The 16,337-nt window shown below is 73.1% G+C and carries 17 protein-coding genes and 1 riboswitch; of the genes, 9 read left to right on the top strand and 8 right to left on the bottom strand.

From position 1 onward, the window contains the following. Positions 1 to 10: 10 nt before the first annotated feature. The 4 genes from OHS71_RS34750 to OHS71_RS34735 form a co-directional block, all read right to left on the bottom strand. A complete protein-coding gene (locus tag OHS71_RS34750; protein ID WP_328483270.1) occupies positions 11 to 1,732 on the bottom strand; it encodes an urease subunit alpha in 1,722 nt (573 codons plus the stop codon). Then, positions 1,725 to 2,036 (bottom strand): urease subunit beta, encoded by a 312-nt coding sequence (locus OHS71_RS34745; RefSeq protein WP_328483269.1) that lies wholly within the window; start codon positions 2,034 to 2,036, stop codon positions 1,725 to 1,727. The genes OHS71_RS34750 and OHS71_RS34745 overlap by 8 nt, the downstream gene beginning before the upstream one ends. 10 nt (positions 2,037 to 2,046) lie before the next feature. After that, the gene (locus tag OHS71_RS34740) at positions 2,047 to 2,349 is read right to left on the bottom strand and encodes an urease subunit gamma (protein WP_028808600.1); all 303 of its coding nucleotides are present in this window, start codon (positions 2,347 to 2,349) and stop codon (positions 2,047 to 2,049) included. A gap of 132 nt (positions 2,350 to 2,481) precedes the next feature. Beyond that, positions 2,482 to 3,111: a TetR/AcrR family transcriptional regulator gene (locus tag OHS71_RS34735; RefSeq protein WP_328483268.1), complete on the bottom strand. Its 630-nt coding sequence runs from the start codon at positions 3,109 to 3,111 to the stop codon at positions 2,482 to 2,484. 164 nt (positions 3,112 to 3,275) lie between these two features. Here OHS71_RS34735 and OHS71_RS34730 point away from each other — a divergent pair, with 164 nt between their 5' ends. Beyond that, complete coding sequence (locus tag OHS71_RS34730) at positions 3,276 to 4,265, top strand: ABC transporter permease (protein WP_328483267.1); 990 nt, start codon at positions 3,276 to 3,278, stop codon at positions 4,263 to 4,265. A 291-nt stretch (positions 4,266 to 4,556) separates the two neighbouring features. Here the strand turns inward: OHS71_RS34730 and OHS71_RS34725 are convergent, their stop codons facing one another. Continuing rightward, a complete protein-coding gene (locus OHS71_RS34725) occupies positions 4,557 to 4,835 on the bottom strand; it encodes a type II toxin-antitoxin system Phd/YefM family antitoxin (RefSeq protein ID WP_328483266.1) in 279 nt (92 codons plus the stop codon). Positions 4,836 to 4,909: 74 nt separating this feature from the next. On the opposite strand from OHS71_RS34725, the gene OHS71_RS34720 reads away from it, so the two are divergent. The 3 genes from OHS71_RS34720 (at position 4,910) to OHS71_RS34710 (ending at position 6,896) form a co-directional block, all read left to right on the top strand. Further along, on the top strand, positions 4,910 to 5,545 hold the full coding sequence (locus OHS71_RS34720) for an ATP-dependent Clp protease proteolytic subunit (RefSeq protein ID WP_328483265.1): 636 nt from the start codon (positions 4,910 to 4,912) through the stop codon (positions 5,543 to 5,545). 7 nt (positions 5,546 to 5,552) lie between these two features. Then, positions 5,553 to 5,858 carry a hypothetical protein gene (locus OHS71_RS34715; RefSeq protein WP_328483264.1) on the top strand — a complete coding sequence of 102 codons (306 nt, stop codon included), beginning with the start codon at positions 5,553 to 5,555 and terminating at the stop codon, positions 5,856 to 5,858. 390 nt (positions 5,859 to 6,248) lie between these two features. Further along, a riboswitch (cyclic di-AMP (ydaO/yuaA leader) is annotated at positions 6,249 to 6,419 on the top strand. A 3-nt stretch (positions 6,420 to 6,422) separates the two neighbouring features. After that, entirely contained in the window at positions 6,423 to 6,896 is a 474-nt protein-coding gene (locus OHS71_RS34710; RefSeq protein ID WP_328483263.1) for a C40 family peptidase, read from the top strand. A 56-nt stretch (positions 6,897 to 6,952) separates the two neighbouring features. Here OHS71_RS34710 and OHS71_RS34705 read toward each other — a convergent pair whose 3' ends face one another. Beyond that, positions 6,953 to 7,435, bottom strand: coding sequence for an ATP-binding protein (locus OHS71_RS34705; protein ID WP_328483262.1), 483 nt, complete (start codon positions 7,433 to 7,435; stop codon positions 6,953 to 6,955). A gap of 213 nt (positions 7,436 to 7,648) precedes the next feature. On the opposite strand from OHS71_RS34705, the gene OHS71_RS34700 reads away from it, so the two are divergent. Beyond that, positions 7,649 to 8,509: a helix-turn-helix domain-containing protein gene (locus tag OHS71_RS34700; RefSeq protein WP_328483261.1), complete on the top strand. Its 861-nt coding sequence runs from the start codon at positions 7,649 to 7,651 to the stop codon at positions 8,507 to 8,509. Between the two features lie 9 nt (positions 8,510 to 8,518). Next, the gene (locus OHS71_RS34695; RefSeq protein WP_328483260.1) at positions 8,519 to 8,761 is read left to right on the top strand and encodes a DUF397 domain-containing protein; all 243 of its coding nucleotides are present in this window, start codon (positions 8,519 to 8,521) and stop codon (positions 8,759 to 8,761) included. Between the two features lie 46 nt (positions 8,762 to 8,807). On the opposite strand, the gene OHS71_RS34690 is transcribed toward OHS71_RS34695, so the two are convergent. After that, a complete protein-coding gene (locus tag OHS71_RS34690; protein WP_328483259.1) occupies positions 8,808 to 9,935 on the bottom strand; it encodes an 8-amino-7-oxononanoate synthase in 1,128 nt (375 codons plus the stop codon). A gap of 147 nt (positions 9,936 to 10,082) precedes the next feature. On the opposite strand from OHS71_RS34690, the gene bioB reads away from it, so the two are divergent. The 3 genes from bioB to bioD are packed head-to-tail and all read left to right on the top strand — an operon-like array spanning position 10,083 to position 13,340. Further along, a complete protein-coding gene (bioB, locus tag OHS71_RS34685) occupies positions 10,083 to 11,324 on the top strand; it encodes a biotin synthase BioB (protein WP_328483258.1) in 1,242 nt (413 codons plus the stop codon). Next, entirely contained in the window at positions 11,317 to 12,615 is a 1,299-nt protein-coding gene (locus OHS71_RS34680; protein WP_328483257.1) for an adenosylmethionine--8-amino-7-oxononanoate transaminase, read from the top strand. Before bioB ends, OHS71_RS34680 begins: the two co-directional genes overlap by 8 nt. A gap of 2 nt (positions 12,616 to 12,617) precedes the next feature. After that, positions 12,618 to 13,340 (top strand): dethiobiotin synthase, encoded by a 723-nt coding sequence (gene bioD / locus OHS71_RS34675; RefSeq protein WP_328484745.1) that lies wholly within the window; start codon positions 12,618 to 12,620, stop codon positions 13,338 to 13,340. Positions 13,341 to 13,821: 481 nt separating this feature from the next. Here the strand turns inward: bioD and OHS71_RS34670 are convergent, their stop codons facing one another. Next, positions 13,822 to 16,245 (bottom strand): LuxR C-terminal-related transcriptional regulator, encoded by a 2,424-nt coding sequence (locus OHS71_RS34670; protein ID WP_328484744.1) that lies wholly within the window; start codon positions 16,243 to 16,245, stop codon positions 13,822 to 13,824. Positions 16,246 to 16,337 lie beyond the last annotated feature (92 nt).

Below are 16,337 nucleotides of genomic sequence, written 5' to 3'. Positions count from 1 at the left end.
GAACCAGCCATCAGAACAGGAAGTACCGCTGGGCCATGGGCAGTTCGGCGGCCGGGGTCGCCTCGACGAGTTCCCCGTCGATGTGCACGGCGAAGCTGTCGGGGTCGACCTGGACACGCGGCCGGGCGTCGTTCTCCCGCATGTCCGCCTTGGTCACCCCGCGCGTGGAGTCGATGGCGACGAACCTCTTGCCGAGCTGGAGGCGCTCCGGCAGCCCGTCCTCGATCGCCAGTGGCGCCACGAAGTTGAACGAGTTCGAGGCGGGGGCCCGGCCGATCGCGCCGTACATCGGACGCGGCAGGATCGGCTGCGGCGTCGGGATCGAGGCGTTGGCGTCGCCCATCTGCGCGTACGCGATCTGTCCGCCCTTGATGACGAGGTGCGGCTTGACGCCGAAGAACGCCGGCTCCCACAGCACCAGGTCGGCGAGCTTGCCGCCCTCGACCGAGCCGATCTCGCGGGCCAGGCCCTGCGCGAGGGCCGGGTTGATCGTGTACTTGGCGATGTAGCGGCGTACCCGGTTGTTGTCCGCCCGGCCGTCGCCCGGCAGGGAACCGCGCCGTCGCTTCATCACGTGCGCCGTCTGCCAGGTCCGCAGGACGACCTCCCCGACCCGGCCCATGGCCTGGGCGTCGGAGGAGATGATCGAGATCGCCCCGAGGTCGTGCAGGACGTCCTCGGCGCCGATCGTCGACGGCCGGATCCGGGATTCGGCGAAGGCGAGGTCCTCGGGGACCGCCGGGTTGAGGTGGTGACACACCATCAGCATGTCGAGGTGCTCCTCGGCGGTGTTCACCGTGTACGGCCGGGTGGGGTTCGTGGAACTCGGCAGCACGTGCGGCTCGGAGACCACCGTCATGATGTCCGGCGCGTGCCCGCCCCCGGCGCCCTCGGTGTGGTACGCGTGGATGCCGCGTCCCGCGATCGCGGCGAGGGTGTCGCCCACGAACCCGGCCTCGTTGAGGGTGTCGGTGTGGATGGCGACCTGGATGCCCGTCCGGTCGGCGACGGTCAGCGAGGCGTCGATGACGGCCGGCGTCGACCCCCAGTCCTCGTGCAGCTTCAGGCCCAGCGCCCCGCCCCGGATCTGGGACAGCATCGCGTCCTGCGAGACGGTGTTGCCCTTGCCGAGGAAGCCGATGTTCAGCGGGTACTGCTCCATCGCCTCCAGCATCCGTGCCAGGTGCCACGGGCCGGGCGTCACGGTGGTGGCCTTCGATCCCTCCGCCGGCCCGGTGCCACCGCCGACCAGTGTGGTGACCCCGGCGGACAGCGCCTCGTCGGCGATCTGCGGGCAGATGAAGTGGACGTGCGCGTCGACCGCGCCGGCCGTCAGGATCCGGCCGTTGCCGGCGATGATCTCGGTCTCCGGGCCGATGACCAGATCGGGGTGCACCCCGTCCATCGTGTCGGGGTTTCCGGCCTTGCCGATACCGGTGATGCGCCCGTCACGGATGCCGACGTCGGCCTTGACCACACCCCAGTGGTCGACGACGACCGCGCCCGTGATGACGGTGTCGGGGGTGCCTTCGGCGCGCGTGGCGCGGGACTGCCCCATCGACTCACGGATGACCTTGCCGCCTCCGAACACCGCCTCCTCGCCGGCGAGCCCCGGACCGCCGCAGCGGTCCTCCTCGATCTCGATCAGCAGGTCGGTGTCGGCGAGCCGGATGCGGTCGCCGGTCGTCGGACCGAACAGGTCGGCGTACGCGGCACGCGAGATCTCAGGCATCGAGGGCACCTCCGGTCTCCCCGCGCAGCCCGGGCACGACCCGCGCGCCGGCCAGCGGGACGAGTTCGACGTCGACGGGGATCCCGGGCTCGAAGCGCACGGCAGTGCCCGCGGCAACGTTCAGCCGCTTGCCGCGCGCGGCGGCGCGCTCGAACTCCAGGCCCGGGTTGGCCTCGGCGAAGTGGTAGTGGGAGCCGACCTGGACGGGACGGTCGGCGGCGTTGAGCACGGTCAGGCGGGTGACCTCACGACCCTCGTTGTACACGACGGGCTCGTCGGCGAACAGGAACTCTCCGGGAATCATCGAGGCCCCCTCAGACGATCGGGTCGTGGACGGTGACGAGCTTGGTGCCGTCCGGGAAGGTGGCCTCGACCTGGACGTCGTGGATCATCTCGGGGATGCCCTCCATGACGTCGTCGCGGGTGAGCAGCTTGCGGCCGGACGACATGAGTTCGGCCACCGTACGGCCGTCACGCGCGCCCTCGAGGATGTGCGACGTGATGAGGGCCACCGCCTCCGGGTGGTTGAGCCTGAGCCCGCGGGCCCGGCGCTTCTCGGCGACGTCGGCCGCCACGTGGATCAGCAGCCTCTCCTGCTCGTGCGGGGTCAGTTGCACGTCCCACCTCACATCCTCGCTCCAGGCCGTGCGGGGCCCGGCTGCCGCGGCCACCGGGGAAAGACCCTGGTGGCATGGATCGGCAGGCTAGTTGGACCGCATTTCAGGCGCGTTAACCGAGCTGTGACCGGTTCAGGCCCCCGACAGCGGGGGCGACACGCTCATCAACGCGCGTAGGCCGTCCCGCAGCACCTCCACCGGGGCGGGCCCGAACAGCGACTGCTGGACGAGGAAGCCCAGTACGGCGGCGATCATGGTGCGCGCCACGTGGTCCGGGGGCACGTCGGTCCGCATCATCCCGGCTTCCTGGTAGGCGACGACGATCCGGCCCCAGCCCTCGCGCACCCCGGTGTAGCCCTCATACAGAAGGGCCGCCAGCTCCTTGTTGCGCAACGTCTCCGTCCACACCTGGACGACGAGGCGCGGAAAGGCCGGCTGTCCGTCCACGGTCAGGGACTCCCGGGCGGCGAGAAGGGGGCCGAGGACCGCGGCGACGAGGGCGTCCGGCGCCGGGGGCGGAATGTGCCGGGACTCCTCCTCGAAGGCTTCCCGGACCTGGCCGAGCACCTCGCCGACGATGGCCGCGATGAGTTCCTCCTTGCCGCTGAAGTAGCGGTACACCGCCCCGGCGGACAGGTCGGCCTCCTTGAGCACGTCCTGCATGGACGTGGCGTGGAAGCCGTTGCGGGCGAAGCAGATCGATGCGCCGTCGAGGATCTGCCGACGGCGGGCGTCCAGGTGTGCCTGGGATACACGGGCCATGGTCGTCAAACTAAAACGAACATTCCTTCTTGACAAGGGACACGGCCGGGAACACGGTAAGAGAACAGCAAAACGAACGATCCTTCTTTTTAGCCGCCGCCCCGATCGCTCGCACGGGGCCCATCCGTCAGCCAGACCCTCACACCGCCCTCAGGGGGAGCCCCATGTCCGCCACCCGGCGCCTGATCGCCGTCGTCCTCATCGTCCCGACCCTCGCCGCCGTCGCCCTCTGGGCCTTCGCCTGGCCGGCCGCCCGGACCGCGCCCCGCGATCTGCCGCTCGGCGTGGCGGGCCCGCCCGCGGCGACCGCGCGGCTGGAGAAGGAACTGGCCGGCCACGAGGGCGCCTTCGAGATCCACCGCTACGCCGGCCTGAAGGCCGCCCGGGACGCCGTCGAGGACCGGACCGTATACGGCGCGGTGGTCGTCACGGCGCAGGGACCGGAGCTGCTGACCGCCTCGGCCGCGAGCCCGGTCGTCGCCCAGCTGCTCCAGCAGGCGGTCGGGCGGCAGGCAGCCGCCACGGGCGCCGAGCTGCGGACGGTGGACGTGGTGCCGGCGCCGGCCACCGATCCGCGTGGCGCGGCCCTCGGAGCGAGCGTGCTGCCGCTCGCCCTGGCCGGCCTCGCGGCGGGCGCGGTGGTGTCCCTGCTGGGACTGCGCGGGGTCCGTGCCGTGGCCGCGCTGCTCGGCGCCGCCGCCCTGGTCGGCCTGGTCGCGGCGGCGCTGGCACACAGCTGGCTCGGGGTGCTCACGGGTGACTGGTGGGCGGAGGCCGCCGTGCTGGGGTTGTCGACGCTGGCGGTCGGCTCGGCGGTGGCGGGCTGCGCCGCGCTGCTCGGCACCCCGGGCATCGGAGTCGTGTCGTTCGTGGTGATGTTCCTCGGCAACCCGTTCTCCGGGGCCGCCTCGGCGCCGCGGATGCTGCCGGAGCCGGTGGGCGCGATCGGCCAGTGGCTGCCGCCCGGCGCCGGCACGAGCCTGGTGCGCTCGGTGTCGTTCTTCGACGGAGCGGCGGCGACCGGCCCGGCGCTCACGCTGGCCTGCTGGGCCGCGCTGGGTCTCGGGGCGGTGGTACTGGGTGCCCGGCTGAAGCGGGGGACGGCCCCGGACCGGCCGGCCGCCGGGGCACGGGAGCCCGCGCTCGTCGCCTGACCCCGTCCCACAGGGCCGTGCATTCCTCCCGGGGTGCACGGCCCTTCGCGTGCGGGGTGCCGCCCCCGGGCGGACGCCCCTTGCTTGTGCGGGTCGCCGTCCCGGGGTGCACGCCCCTTCGCGTGCGGGGTGCCGCCCCCGGGGCACAGCCTTTCGCGTGCGTGCTGCCGTCCCTGGGTGGACGCTTCTTCCTTGTGCGGGTTGCCGTCCCCGGGGGGCACGGCCCTCCGCGTGCGGGGTGCCGTCCCTGGGTGCACGGCCCTTCGCGTGCGGGTGGCCGACTCGTCGGGCCTAGGACGGGTTCGGTCCCCGGTACTCCGCCGTCACCCCGAACCGGTGCTGTTCGCGGGGAGCGGACGCGACCTCGCGCACGGCGGCGACCGAGCTGATCACCGGCTCCTCCGCGGCCCGGTCGAGCTCGTCGAGTCGCTCCAGGTCAGCGGCGGAGACGAGGGCGACAAGAGGCTTGCCGTGCCGGGTCACGACGACACGCTCACCGCCGTACACCACACGGTTGATCAGATCGGCGAGTTCAGCCCTGGCTTGCGTCACCGGAATCTCGTAGGCCATGACCCCATTCTAACGTCACGTACATCCTGTACATTTTTTACAGATGCCGTCAGACACAGAAGGAGGGGGCTCCGATGAACCGACCGTCGGCTCGTCATGTCCTGCCCGAGTTCACCGAGCGCACGAGCTTCGGGCACCGGACCACTGATCCGTACGCGAAGCTGCTGGAGGAGCGGATCGTCTTCCTGGGGACGCCGATCGACGACGTCTCGGCGAACGACGTGACGGCCCAGTTCATGTACCTCGAGCACAAGGACCCGGACCGGGACATCGCGCTGTACATCAACTCCCCGGGCGGCTCCTTCAGCGCGATGACGGCCCTGTACGACACCATCCGGTTCGTCAGCTGCGACGTGGAGACGACCTGCCTGGGCCGGGCGGGCTCGACCGCGGCGGTGCTGCTGGCGGCGGGCACGCCCGGCAAGCGGTTCACGCTCCCGGGGGCGCGGATGACGATCCGCCAGCCGTCCCTGTCCGAGCGGGTCGAGGGACAGGCGAGCGACCTGGCCATCCAGGCCGCGGAGCTGGCACGCACCCGCGCGAGCCTGGAGGAGATGCTCGTACGGCACACCGGGCGAACCCCTGAGCAGGTGGCCTCGGACATCGAGCGGGACACGTCCCTCAGCGCCCGGGAGGCCGTGGAGTACGGGCTGGTGGACGGGATCGTCGCCAGCCGCAAGACCTCGGCCGGCACGACCGGCGGGCGGTGAGCCGCCGATGGTGCCCGAGCTGCCACCGCTGCCCGCGCTGACCCGAGCGGAGGCCGAGCTGATCGACGGCTATCTCGACGTCGTCGACATGCTCGGCCGTATCAACCCCGCCCACCACGGGGACACCTACCGTGGGCTGCGCGCCGCCCAGGCGCTGGTGACCAAGGCGACCGCGCTGCGCGACGCGCTGACGCTGATGCACCAGCGGGGCGAGAGCGAGCTGCACGCGCCGACGCTCGCGCGGGCGCTGCGCGTCCTGGACGGGGAGCGCCGTACCGCGCGCGTCACACTGCCGCCGCTCTCCGGCAGTTGATCCGGCCGGCCCGCCTCCGGTCCCACCGCCCGCCCGCCCGCCCCCGGGACGTGCCGACCGCGACGGAGTTGAAACGGCCCAGAAGGCGTACCCCCGTTCGGCAGAGCGTCTACTGTTTCCCCGGACGCCCCGGAGTTGCGCAAAAGGGCGCTCCGCGGGCCGAACCGGAGGCTTCGCCGCTGGTGGGAGCCCCTGACGCACTCGGACATCTGATCGCCCATCAGAGTGTTCACCCGAACGGGTGAGTGGTGAGTAACCCCACAAATCCCCGGTTCCGTTGGGATTTTCGGACACGAGTGAGCCAAGATCCCTGACTGACGACAAGCCCCCGCCACAAGCGGCGGGGCGGTCCGGGCGGACGCCGAGTCCTGCCGCCGCCCGGATGACCGGTCGACAGGAGTGCATCGGCAGGAGTGGAGGACCCAGGCACGACGGGTCGCCGGAACGGTCACGCCATGACCGGGCCGAGCAGCCCTTGGGGTGAAGCCGCAACCGCGGCCGGGCAACTTTGTCAGCCCGAATCCGACAGGTCATCCTTCACAGGCGGCTGACGAAGGGTTGCGCATGTCTGCGCTCAATCGTGTCCCGTCGCTCATGGTCCGGGCCGGTACGGCCTCGGCGTTCGCCATTGCCGCCGTGGGCGGCTCGGTCGTGGTCCCGGGGCTCGCCCCGGACGCCGCGGCCGCCACACCGGCGACGAAGGCGCTCCAGATCGCGGCTTCCAAGAAGGGTGCACCTTACAAGTACGGCGCCACCGGGCCGAAGAGGTTCGACTGCTCGGGGCTGACGATGTACTCGTTCAAGAAGGCGGGCAAGACCCTGCCCAGGACGGCGGCCCAGCAGTACAACAAGACGAAGCACATCTCGGCGTCGAGCCGCAAGGCAGGCGACCTCGTGTTCTTCCACTCCGGGTCGAACGTCTACCACGTCGGGATCTACGCGGGTAAGGGCAAGATCTGGCACTCGCCCAAGACCGGTGACGTGGTGAAGCTCCAGAAGATCTGGACCAAGAGCGTCTGGTACGGCCGGGTCCGCTAGGACGGGCTGCTCGCCGGCCGGTTTTCCCGGGGTGGTGGGGGCGTCCTGACGCGCCTTCACCGCCCCGGGAGCTCACCCTCCGCCGGAACCGCCAGGACGCCGGCCACCGGCTCCGTCGCCGGGACGGTCCACGGGAGCTCGACGGTGACCGTCTTGCCGCCCTCCCGGGTGGGCCGCACCCTCAGCCTGCCGCCGCACTCCGCGGTCAGCCAGCGGATGATCACCATGCCTCGGCCGTTGTCCTGCTGGACGGCGGCCGGCAGTCGTCTGGGGAAGCGCGGGTGACTGTCGGTGACGCCGACACGCACGTGTTCGTCACGGTCCAGGACGACGGCCACCGTGAAGGTGGGTGACTGCCCGAAGGTGTGCTGTACGGCGTTGGTGGCGAGTTCCGAGACGATCAGCCGGACGGCGTCGGCCAGCTCCGCGTCCGCCGGGAGACCCCATTCCCCGAGGGCGTCGGCCACGAAGCAGCGGGCCGCGGAGACCGAGGCGGGATCGCTCGGCAGAATGACGGATGCTTCCAGGTGATCTGCCATGGCGACGTCGCCCCTTTCCACGGGACCGGGAGCCCGACGCGGTGCGGATGGTTCGAGTACGGTCCCGGACTGGTGCTTCTTCGCCAGACTGCCATTACCGCGCCGGCCACGGGTGGCGATCCACCAAGATATGCATATATCTGTCGCCCGATGCGGTGAACTCTGCGACGACGGAGCGTATATGGCCGACCCGTCAGGAGTAAGGAGGAGCCCATGCAGCACGGTCCCGCGGTGCGCCGCCGGAAACTGGGCGCCGAACTGCGCAATCTGCGCGCCCGGGCCGGTCTCACCAGTGGTGAGGCGGCCCGGCTCGTGGGCTGGCACCAGTCCAAGGTGAGCCGCATGGAGACCGGGGTCAGTGGGTCAAAACCGGCCGATGTGCGGTTACTCCTGGATGCCTACGGGGTCGCCGATCCGCAGCTGCGGGAACTGATGCTCGCGCTCGCGGGAGCCGACGGCGGGGGCGGCCGGGACCACTGGTGGCACGCCTACCGCGGGGTGCTGCCGCTCACCTACCGGGATTTCATCAGTCTGGAGTCCCAGGCGAGCGCCATGCGCACCCTGGAGACGACCGTGGTCCCCGGGCTGTTGCAGACGCCCGAGTACGCGCGCGCCGTGACAGCGGCAGCCGTGGAGGGAGCCGACGAGGACCAGCTCGACACGCTGGTGGAGGTGCGGCTGGCCCGGCAGGACGTACTGCGCGCGACGCCGCCGCTGGAGCTGAACGCGGTGCTGGACGAGGCGGTGCTGCGGCGGCAGGTGGGCGGGGCCGAGGTGATGGCGCATCAGCTGGAGCGTCTGGTGGAGGCCGCCCGGATGCCCCAAGTACGCCTCCAGGTACTGCCGTTCGCCGCCGGAGCGCATATCGGCATTACCGGCCCTTTCGTTATCTTCTCATTTCCGCGCACTTCTGATCTGGATGTGGTTGTTCTCGACCACTTGACGAGTAGCCTCCATCTCGAACGGAAAGAAGACCTCCAGGCCTACACCGAGGCCTTCAACGCCCTTCGGGCGCACGCCCTTTCGCCCGGGGACTCATCGGATTACATCGCCGCGATAGCAGGCGGCGCGTGAGGAGGCGCCATGTCCGCACCACCGCGGAACGTACCTTCCAGTACCGGACCCGACCGTCTCCCGGATGTGCGGTGGCTGCGCAGCAGCTACAGCACGGGAGCGAACAACTGCGTCGAGACGGCCCGGCCGGCCTCCGGCCCCCTGGCCGGACTGCTCGCCGTACGCGACTCCAAGGACCCGGCCGGACCCGCCCTGCTCTTCTCCCCCGAGAGCTGGACGGACTTCACGGCCGCGGTCTCCCGGGTCCGCTGACCGCACCCGAGTAGTCAGAGGCGGTCCACGGCCGTGTCACGCCGACTCATGGTCGTGTTTCGCCGATCACCCGTACAGCGCGTTCCAGCTCGGCCCCGGAGAGGTCCGCACGCGCGGTCAGCCTGAGGCGTGAGATGCCGTCGGGCACGGAGGGAGGACGGAAGCAGCCCACGGCCAGGCCTGCCGACCGGCAGTCCGCCGCCCACCGCACGGCCGCCTCCGGGGACGGAGCACGCACGGAGACGACCGCGGCGTCCGGACGCACCGCTTCCAGGCCCGCGGCCGTCAGGCGCGCGTGCAGTTCGCCCGCCACGGCACGGGCGCGCACCGCGCGCTGCGGCTCCCGGCGCAGCAGCCTGAGGGCCGCCAGCGCCGCGCCCGCCGCCGCGGGCGCCAGACCCGTGTCGAAGATGAAGGTCCGGGCCGCGTTCACCAGCTGGTCGATGACCCGCGCCGGTCCCAGCACGGCCCCGCCCTGGCTGCCCAGCGACTTGGACAGGGTGACCGTGACCACGACGTCGTCGGCGCCCGCCAGTCCCGCCGCGTACGGAGCGCCCTGTCCGCCGTCCCCGAGCACCCCGAGACCGTGGGCGTCGTCGACGACCAGTCCGGCGCCGTACTCGCGGCAGGCCGCCGCCAGGGCGGCCAGCGGGGCGGCGTCGCCGTCGACCGAGAAGACCGTGTCCGAGACCGCCACGGCCGGGCCGGCGTGGGTGCCGAGCGCCTTGCGCACGGCGTCCGGGTCGGCGTGGGCGACGACCTGGGTGGTGCCGCGGGCCAGCCGGCAGCCGTCGATGAGCGAGGCATGGTTGCCCGCGTCGGAGACGATCAGCGAGCCGTGCGGGGCCAGCGCGGTGACCGCCGCGAGGTTGGCCGCGTACCCGGAGGAGAAGACGAGGGCCGCCTCGAACCCGCAGTGCTCGGCGAGTTCACGCTCCAGTTCGCCGTGCAGCTCGGTGGTGCCGGTGACGAGCCTGGAACCGGTGGCACCGCCGCCCCAGGTCCCGGCGGCCGCCACGGCGCCCGCCACGGTCTCGGGATGGCGGGCGAGACCGAGGTAGTCGTTGCTCGCCAGGTCGAGGAGCGGTGACTCCGCCGGACGGGGCCGCAGGGTCCGCACGAGTCCGGCCCGGCGGCGCAGCTCCGCCTGTTCGTCGATCCAGCCGAACGCCATGGGTCCTCCGGGCTTTTGTAGGTAGCGGACAGACACTAGCGGGCCGACCGCCCACCCACGGTGTGGCAATACCCACACGTCGAACCCGGTGTGTTGTGTGATCCCTACCTTGGCCCGGAGCGGGTGCGTAGGACAGGATCGGCTCTCATGGACCTGCTGAACACGCTGGTGGACAAGGGGCTTCGGCGCGAGCTGCCGACCCGCGAGGAAGCGCTGGCCGTTCTGGCCACTTCCGACGACGACGTGCTGGACGTGGTGGCCGCGGCCGGCCGGGTGCGCCGGCAGTGGTTCGGGCGGCGGGTGAAACTGAACTACCTGGTCAATCTCAAGTCGGGACTGTGCCCCGAGGACTGCTCCTACTGCTCCCAGCGGCTCGGCTCCACGGCCGGGATCCTGAAGTACACCTGGCTCAAGCCGGAGGAGGCCTCCCGGGCCGCGGCGGCCGGGCTGGCGGGCGGGGCCAAGCGGGTCTGCCTGGTGGCGTCCGGGCGCGGCCCGACGGACCGGGACGTCGACCGGGTGGCCGGCACCATCAAGGCGATCAAGGACCAGAACGAGGGCGTCGAGGTGTGCGCCTGTCTGGGCCTGCTCTCCGACGGCCAGGCCGAACGGCTGCGCGAGGCGGGCGCCGACGCCTACAACCACAACCTGAACACCTCCGAGGGCACCTACGGCGAGATCACCACCACCCACACGTACGCCGACCGGGTGGACACGGTGCAGAAGGCGCACGCGGCGGGCCTGTCGGCGTGCTCGGGTCTCATCGCGGGCATGGGCGAGTCCGACGAGGACCTCGTGGACGTGGTCTTCTCGCTGCGCGAGCTGGACCCGGACTCCGTTCCGGTCAACTTCCTCATCCCGGTGGAGGGCACCCCGCTGGCCAAGGAGTGGAACCTCACGCCGCAGCGCTGTCTGCGCATCCTGGCGATGGTGCGGTTCGTCTGCCCCGACGTGGAGGTGCGCATCGCGGGCGGCCGCGAGGTCCATCTGCGCACGATGCAGCCGCTGGCCCTGCACCTGGCCAATTCCATCTTCCTGGGCGACTACCTCACGACGGAGGGCCAGGCGGGCCGGGCCGACCTGGAGATGATCGCGGACGCCGGCTTCGAGGTGGAGGGCGCGGAGCAGGTCACGCTGCCCGGGCACCGGGCGACGGCGGGCGGCGGCTGCGGGTCGCACGGGAGCGCCGGGTGCGGATCGCACGAGGGCGGCGGCTGCGGGTCCCACGAGGACGCCGGGTGCGGGTCCCACGAGGGCGGCGGGGTGTGCGGCTCCGTCCCGGCGGCCGCGGCGGCCGCCTCCCCGGTCGCGGCGGCCGGCGAGGCGCGTACGGACCTGGTCGCCGTGCGCCGCCGTGGCGCCGGCACGGATCTCGCGCCCAATGCCTGAGCGGTCCCCGCTCGGCGTCTCCGAACTGTTGGAGCTCGACCGGCGGCACGTATGGCATCCGTACGGTCCGATGCCCGGCCGGGCCGAGCCGCTCGTGGTGGAGTCGGCGAGCGGGGTCCGGCTGCGGCCGGCGGACGGCTCGGGCGAGCTGGTGGACGGCATGGCGTCCTGGTGGTCGGCGATCCACGGCTACAACCACCCGGTGCTCAACGAGGCCGTGCGCGAGCAGCTGGGCCGGATGAGTCATCTGATGTTCGGCGGGCTCACCCACGAGCCCGCCGTCCGCCTGGCGAAGCTCCTTGTCGACATGTCACCCGACGGTCTCGAGCATGTCTTCCTCGCCGACTCGGGGTCGGTGTCGGTCGAGGTCGCGGTGAAGATGTGCCTTCAGTACTGGCGCTCGCTGGGCCGCCCGGCCAAGCAGCGCCTGCTGACCTGGCGCGGCGGCTACCACGGCGACACCTGGCAGCCGATGTCCGTGTGCGATCCCGAGGGCGGGATGCACGACCTGTGGACCGGGGTGCTGCCCCGGCAGGTCTTCGTGGACCCGCCTCCCGCCGAGTTCGACGAGGCGTACGCCGACCTGCTGCGCGAGGCGATCGGGCGGCACGCCGACGAACTGGCCGCGGTCATCGTGGAGCCGGTGGTGCAGGGCGCGGGCGGGATGCGGTTCCACTCCCCCGGCTACCTGCGGGTGCTGCGCGAGGCGTGCGACGCGCACGACGTGCTGCTGGTGTTCGACGAGATCGCGACCGGGTTCGGGCGCACCGGTGCGCTGTTCGCGGCGGAGCACGCCGCGGTGACACCGGATGTGATGTGCGTCGGCAAGGCGCTGACCGGCGGCTATCTGACGATGGCGGCGGCCCTGTGCACCTCCCGGGTGGCCGACGGGATCTCGCGGGGCGAGGTGCCGGTCCTGGCCCACGGGCCGACGTTCATGGGCAACCCGCTCGCCGCGGCCGTCGCCTGTGCCTCGATCGAGCTGCTGCTCGCACAGGACTGGCTCGCGGAGGTCAAGCGGATCGAGGCGGGGCTGCGGGAGGGCCTCGCGGCGGCGGTGGAGATCCCCGGTGTGCGGGACGTCCGGGTCCTCGGCGCGATCGGTGTGGTCCAGCTCGACCACCCCCTCGACGACGCGGGCATGGCGGCCGCCACCCGGGCCGCCGTGCGCGAGGGCGTCTGGCTGCGGCCGTTCCGCGACCTGGTCTACACGATGCCGCCGTACGTCACCGACGACACGGACGTGGCACGGATCGCGCGCGCGGTGTGTGCCGCGGCGCGGGAGGGATGAACATGCCGATCCTGGTGATCACGGGGACGGGTACGGAGGTCGGCAAGACGGTCACGACGGCCGCGATCGCCGCGTCGGCGCTCGCGGCCGGGCGGTCGGTGGCCGTTCTCAAGGCCGCGCAGACCGGGGTGCGGGCGGACGAGTGCGGGGACGCCGACGAGGTCGCCCGGCTCGCGGGCGCGGTGACGGCGGTCGAGGTCGCCCGCTATCCCGAGCCGTTGGCCCCGGCGACGGCGGCGCGGCGGGCGGGCTTGGCGCCGGTGCGGCCCCACGACGTCGCCGAGGCGGCGCAGAAGCTGGCCGTCGGCCATGATCTGGTGCTCGTGGAGGGGGCGGGCGGCCTCCTCGTACGGTTCGACGAGGCGGGCGCAACGCTGGCCGACGCGGCGCAGCTGCTGCGGGCGCCGGTGCTGGTCGTGGCCTCGGCGGGGCTGGGCACGCTGAACGTCACGGAGCTGACGGCCCGTGAACTACGGTCGCGGGAAGTGGAGTTGTTGGGTCTGGTGATCGGGAGCTGGCCCGACTCCCCGGATCTGGCGTCCCGTTGCAATGTCGCGGACCTGCCGGAGGTGGCCGGGGCGCCGCTGCTGGGGGCGCTGCCCTCGGGGGCCGGCGCGCTCGCACCCGCCGACTTCCGCACCGTGGCGCCGGGTTGGCTGGCGCCCCGGCTGGACGGGACCTGGGAGGCGGAGGCCTTCCGGGCGCGGACGGGTTCAGGGGCGTAGGGTCCTTCGCCCGATCGCCGTGTGGGCCCCGGGGAGAGACCCGGAGGGCGGGGCGGGGAGGAGGGGAGAACGGGGGCGGCGACACCCCCGGACTCCCCACCGTTGCGACCGTCCTCGTCCGGCCCGCCCTGTCAGGCGTACGTCTGCTCCGGCACCGACGCGTCAGAGGACGCGGACGGACGCCCTTGCCGTTGCCCGGGTACAGCCACAGCTTTCCGGCGGTGTCGCGGGCCAGCAGGTCCCTGCGGCCGTCACCGGTCAGGTCGCCCGCCGAGCTGATCTCGCGCATGGCGTTCCAGCCGCTGCCGACCCGGACCCGTGTGCCGAAGGTACCGTTGCCCCGGCCCGTAGAACCAGAGGACGCCTGCCTTGTCACGGGCGTACAGGTCCTCCCTGCGGTCTCCGTTGTGACACGGAATGTTGTGCGCATGACAGGCACACAACGATCTTCGAATACGCGCACGGCGGCGGCCTGAACGCCCTAGCCGTCGTCCGCGTCCGCGAGCAGCCGCACGAGTTCGATGCGGGAGCGGATGCCCAGGCGGGTGAAGACACCCCGCAGGTGGTGGTCGATGGTGCGGGGGCTGAGGGCGAGGCGGGTGGCGATCTCCCGGTTCGTGGCGCCGTCGGCTGCCATGCGGGCGACCAGGAGCTGCTGGGCGGTCAGATCGGCCGTCGGGCGCCGGCCGCCGCGGGCGGGGTCCGCGGGGGCGCCGAGCGCGCGGAGCTCGGCGCGGGCGCTCTCGGCGCAGTGCGGCGCGTCGAAGGCGTCGAACGCCTCGAGGGCGCTGTGCAGCCGGTCACGGGCCTCCGCGCGCCGGCGCAGTCTGCGCAGCGCGCTGCCGAACAGCAGTTCCGTGCGGGCGCGTTCGACGGCGCGGGTGCCCTCGGCGTGCAGATCGAGGGCCGCCCGGTAGTGCTCGAGGGCGTCGGCGCCCGGTGTGAGCAGGGCCCGGCAGCGGGCGCTGAGTGCGAGGTCGTCGGCGCTGCCGACGGCACGGGCCCAGCGCTCGTAGTCGGCGTGCGCGGCCCGTGCGACCCGGGTCTCGCCGGTGCGGACGGCGGCTTCGACATAGTGCGGGGTGGCCAGGTGGCGGATGGCCCGGTGGCCGTGGCCCGGGCCCGAGGCGGCGAGCGCCCGCAGCCGCGCCGCGGCTGCGTCGAAGCGGCTCGAACCGAGGTCGAGGAAGGCGAGCGCCCACTGCGCCAGGGCAGCGGGCAGACCCAGGGCGTGGGCGAGGGCGTAGGACCGGGCGGCGGCGGCCCGCTCCCGGCACAGGCCCTCGTCGCCGGTGAGGGCGGCGAACATCGCGAGGGCGGCCTGCAGATGGCAGGCGCCGTTGTCCTGGCCGGTGGCGTACGCCTGTCGCAGGGCGTCCAGGGCGGCTGCCTCCGCGGCGCGCGGGCGGCCGGTCCAGAAGTCGGCGTAGGCGCGGAACTCCATCGCCTGGGACACGAGTGCCGTGGTGCCCCGGGCCCGGGCAGCGGCGGCCGCCCGGACCGTGGCGGTGGCGGCGCGGGTGTGGTCGCCGAGCATCAGCGCGGCGATGCCCGCGTGCAGGAGGAGGGTGGGGTCCCCGCCCGGGCCGCACCGCCCGGCGGCGGCCTCCAGCAGGTGGCGTGCGTCCTCGTAACGCCCGTCGACGGCCGCGGCGATCCCGCCGAGCACACCCGGCGGGTCGATGCCCGACTGCCGTGCCACATGCGCCGCTTCACGGCATCGGCGCAGGTCCCCGGTGTAGACGGCGGCCTCGGCGGCCCGCGCCAGGAAGTGCGCGGCGGGCCCGACACCCTCCGCCCCGGCGACGGCGGCCGCCACGGCCCCCGAACCCCCGGCACCGAGGGCAGACCCGGCAACCACGACCGCTCCCTCGACCCCGCCGTCACCCGCCGCCGGGGCAGGCGGGGCGGGCCGGCCGGACCCGGCGCCCCCGGCATGGCCGGCGCCGGCGCCGGGCTCCGCGGCCTCGGCGGAGTCGACGGTCCGGCCGGACCCGGTGACCTCAGCCGCCTCGGCGGCCTCGGTGACCCTGCCCGCGGCCCGCGCCGCTCCGGCCAGCAGGGCGTCGAACGCCTCCCCCGCGTGCCCCGTTCGCAGGGCGAGGATGCCGGTGAGGGTGTCGGCGTCGGTGCGGGCCGCCAGTGCGCGGGACCGGTCGCCGTCCCCGCAGTGCCAGGCGTCGGCCGCCGCGTGGGCGAGGAGGCGGGACCGTTCGCGGGGGTCCTCACAGAGCACGGCGGCGCGTTCGGCGAGGGTGCCGGAGAGCGCCGGGTCGCCGGCGGCGCGTGCCCGGGCGGCCGCCGCCGTCAGTTCCACGGCGAGTCGCGCGCTGGGCCCGAGCGCGGCGGCGCCCCGGTGCCAGGCCCGACGGGGCGCCTCCGCCGGGCCGTGCAGGACCCGGGCGAGCAGTCGGTGGGCGTCGCGCCGGTCGGCCGGGGCGGCCGTCTCGTAGGCGGCGATCCGGGTCCAGGCGTCGCGGAAGCCGACTCCGCCGGCCGTCGCGCAGGCGATCCCGGCCGCCTCGGCAGCCTCCAGGGGCCGGGTGTCCAGGCGGCCGGCGGCGACGGCGCGCAGGAAGGCGTGGGTGGCCACCGGGTACTGGTCGGCAGCCGCCAGCAGCAGCACCAGCCGGGTGCCGTCGGGGAGCGCGCGGACCTCGGCGCGGTGGGCGCGCAGCGTCTCGGGGGCGAGGTCGGCGGGTTCGGCCGGCAGTGGGTCGAGGCCGACCGCCTGGCGTTCGGTCAGCCGCGCGAGGAGTTCCGCGGCGGCGCGCGGATCGCCGTGGACGAGGCGCAGCACCCGCACGCGGACGCCGGCGGACAGCGGCGGGCCCTGGCGCGGGCCCGTGTCCGGGGGCGTCGGTGGCGAAGTGCGGTCCAGAGGCGGGGGGTTCACCGATGTCACCACACAACTGACGTTACTGGCGGGTTACTTGAACCGTAAAGACTGGCGATTACACCGATGCGGCGCGCGTAGACCCGGCTGGACACTCCTGG

The organism is Streptomyces sp. NBC_00377 (assembly GCF_036075115.1).
GTDB lineage: Bacteria > Actinomycetota > Actinomycetes > Streptomycetales > Streptomycetaceae > Streptomyces.
This window is presented reverse-complemented; position numbering and strand designations above follow the sequence as displayed.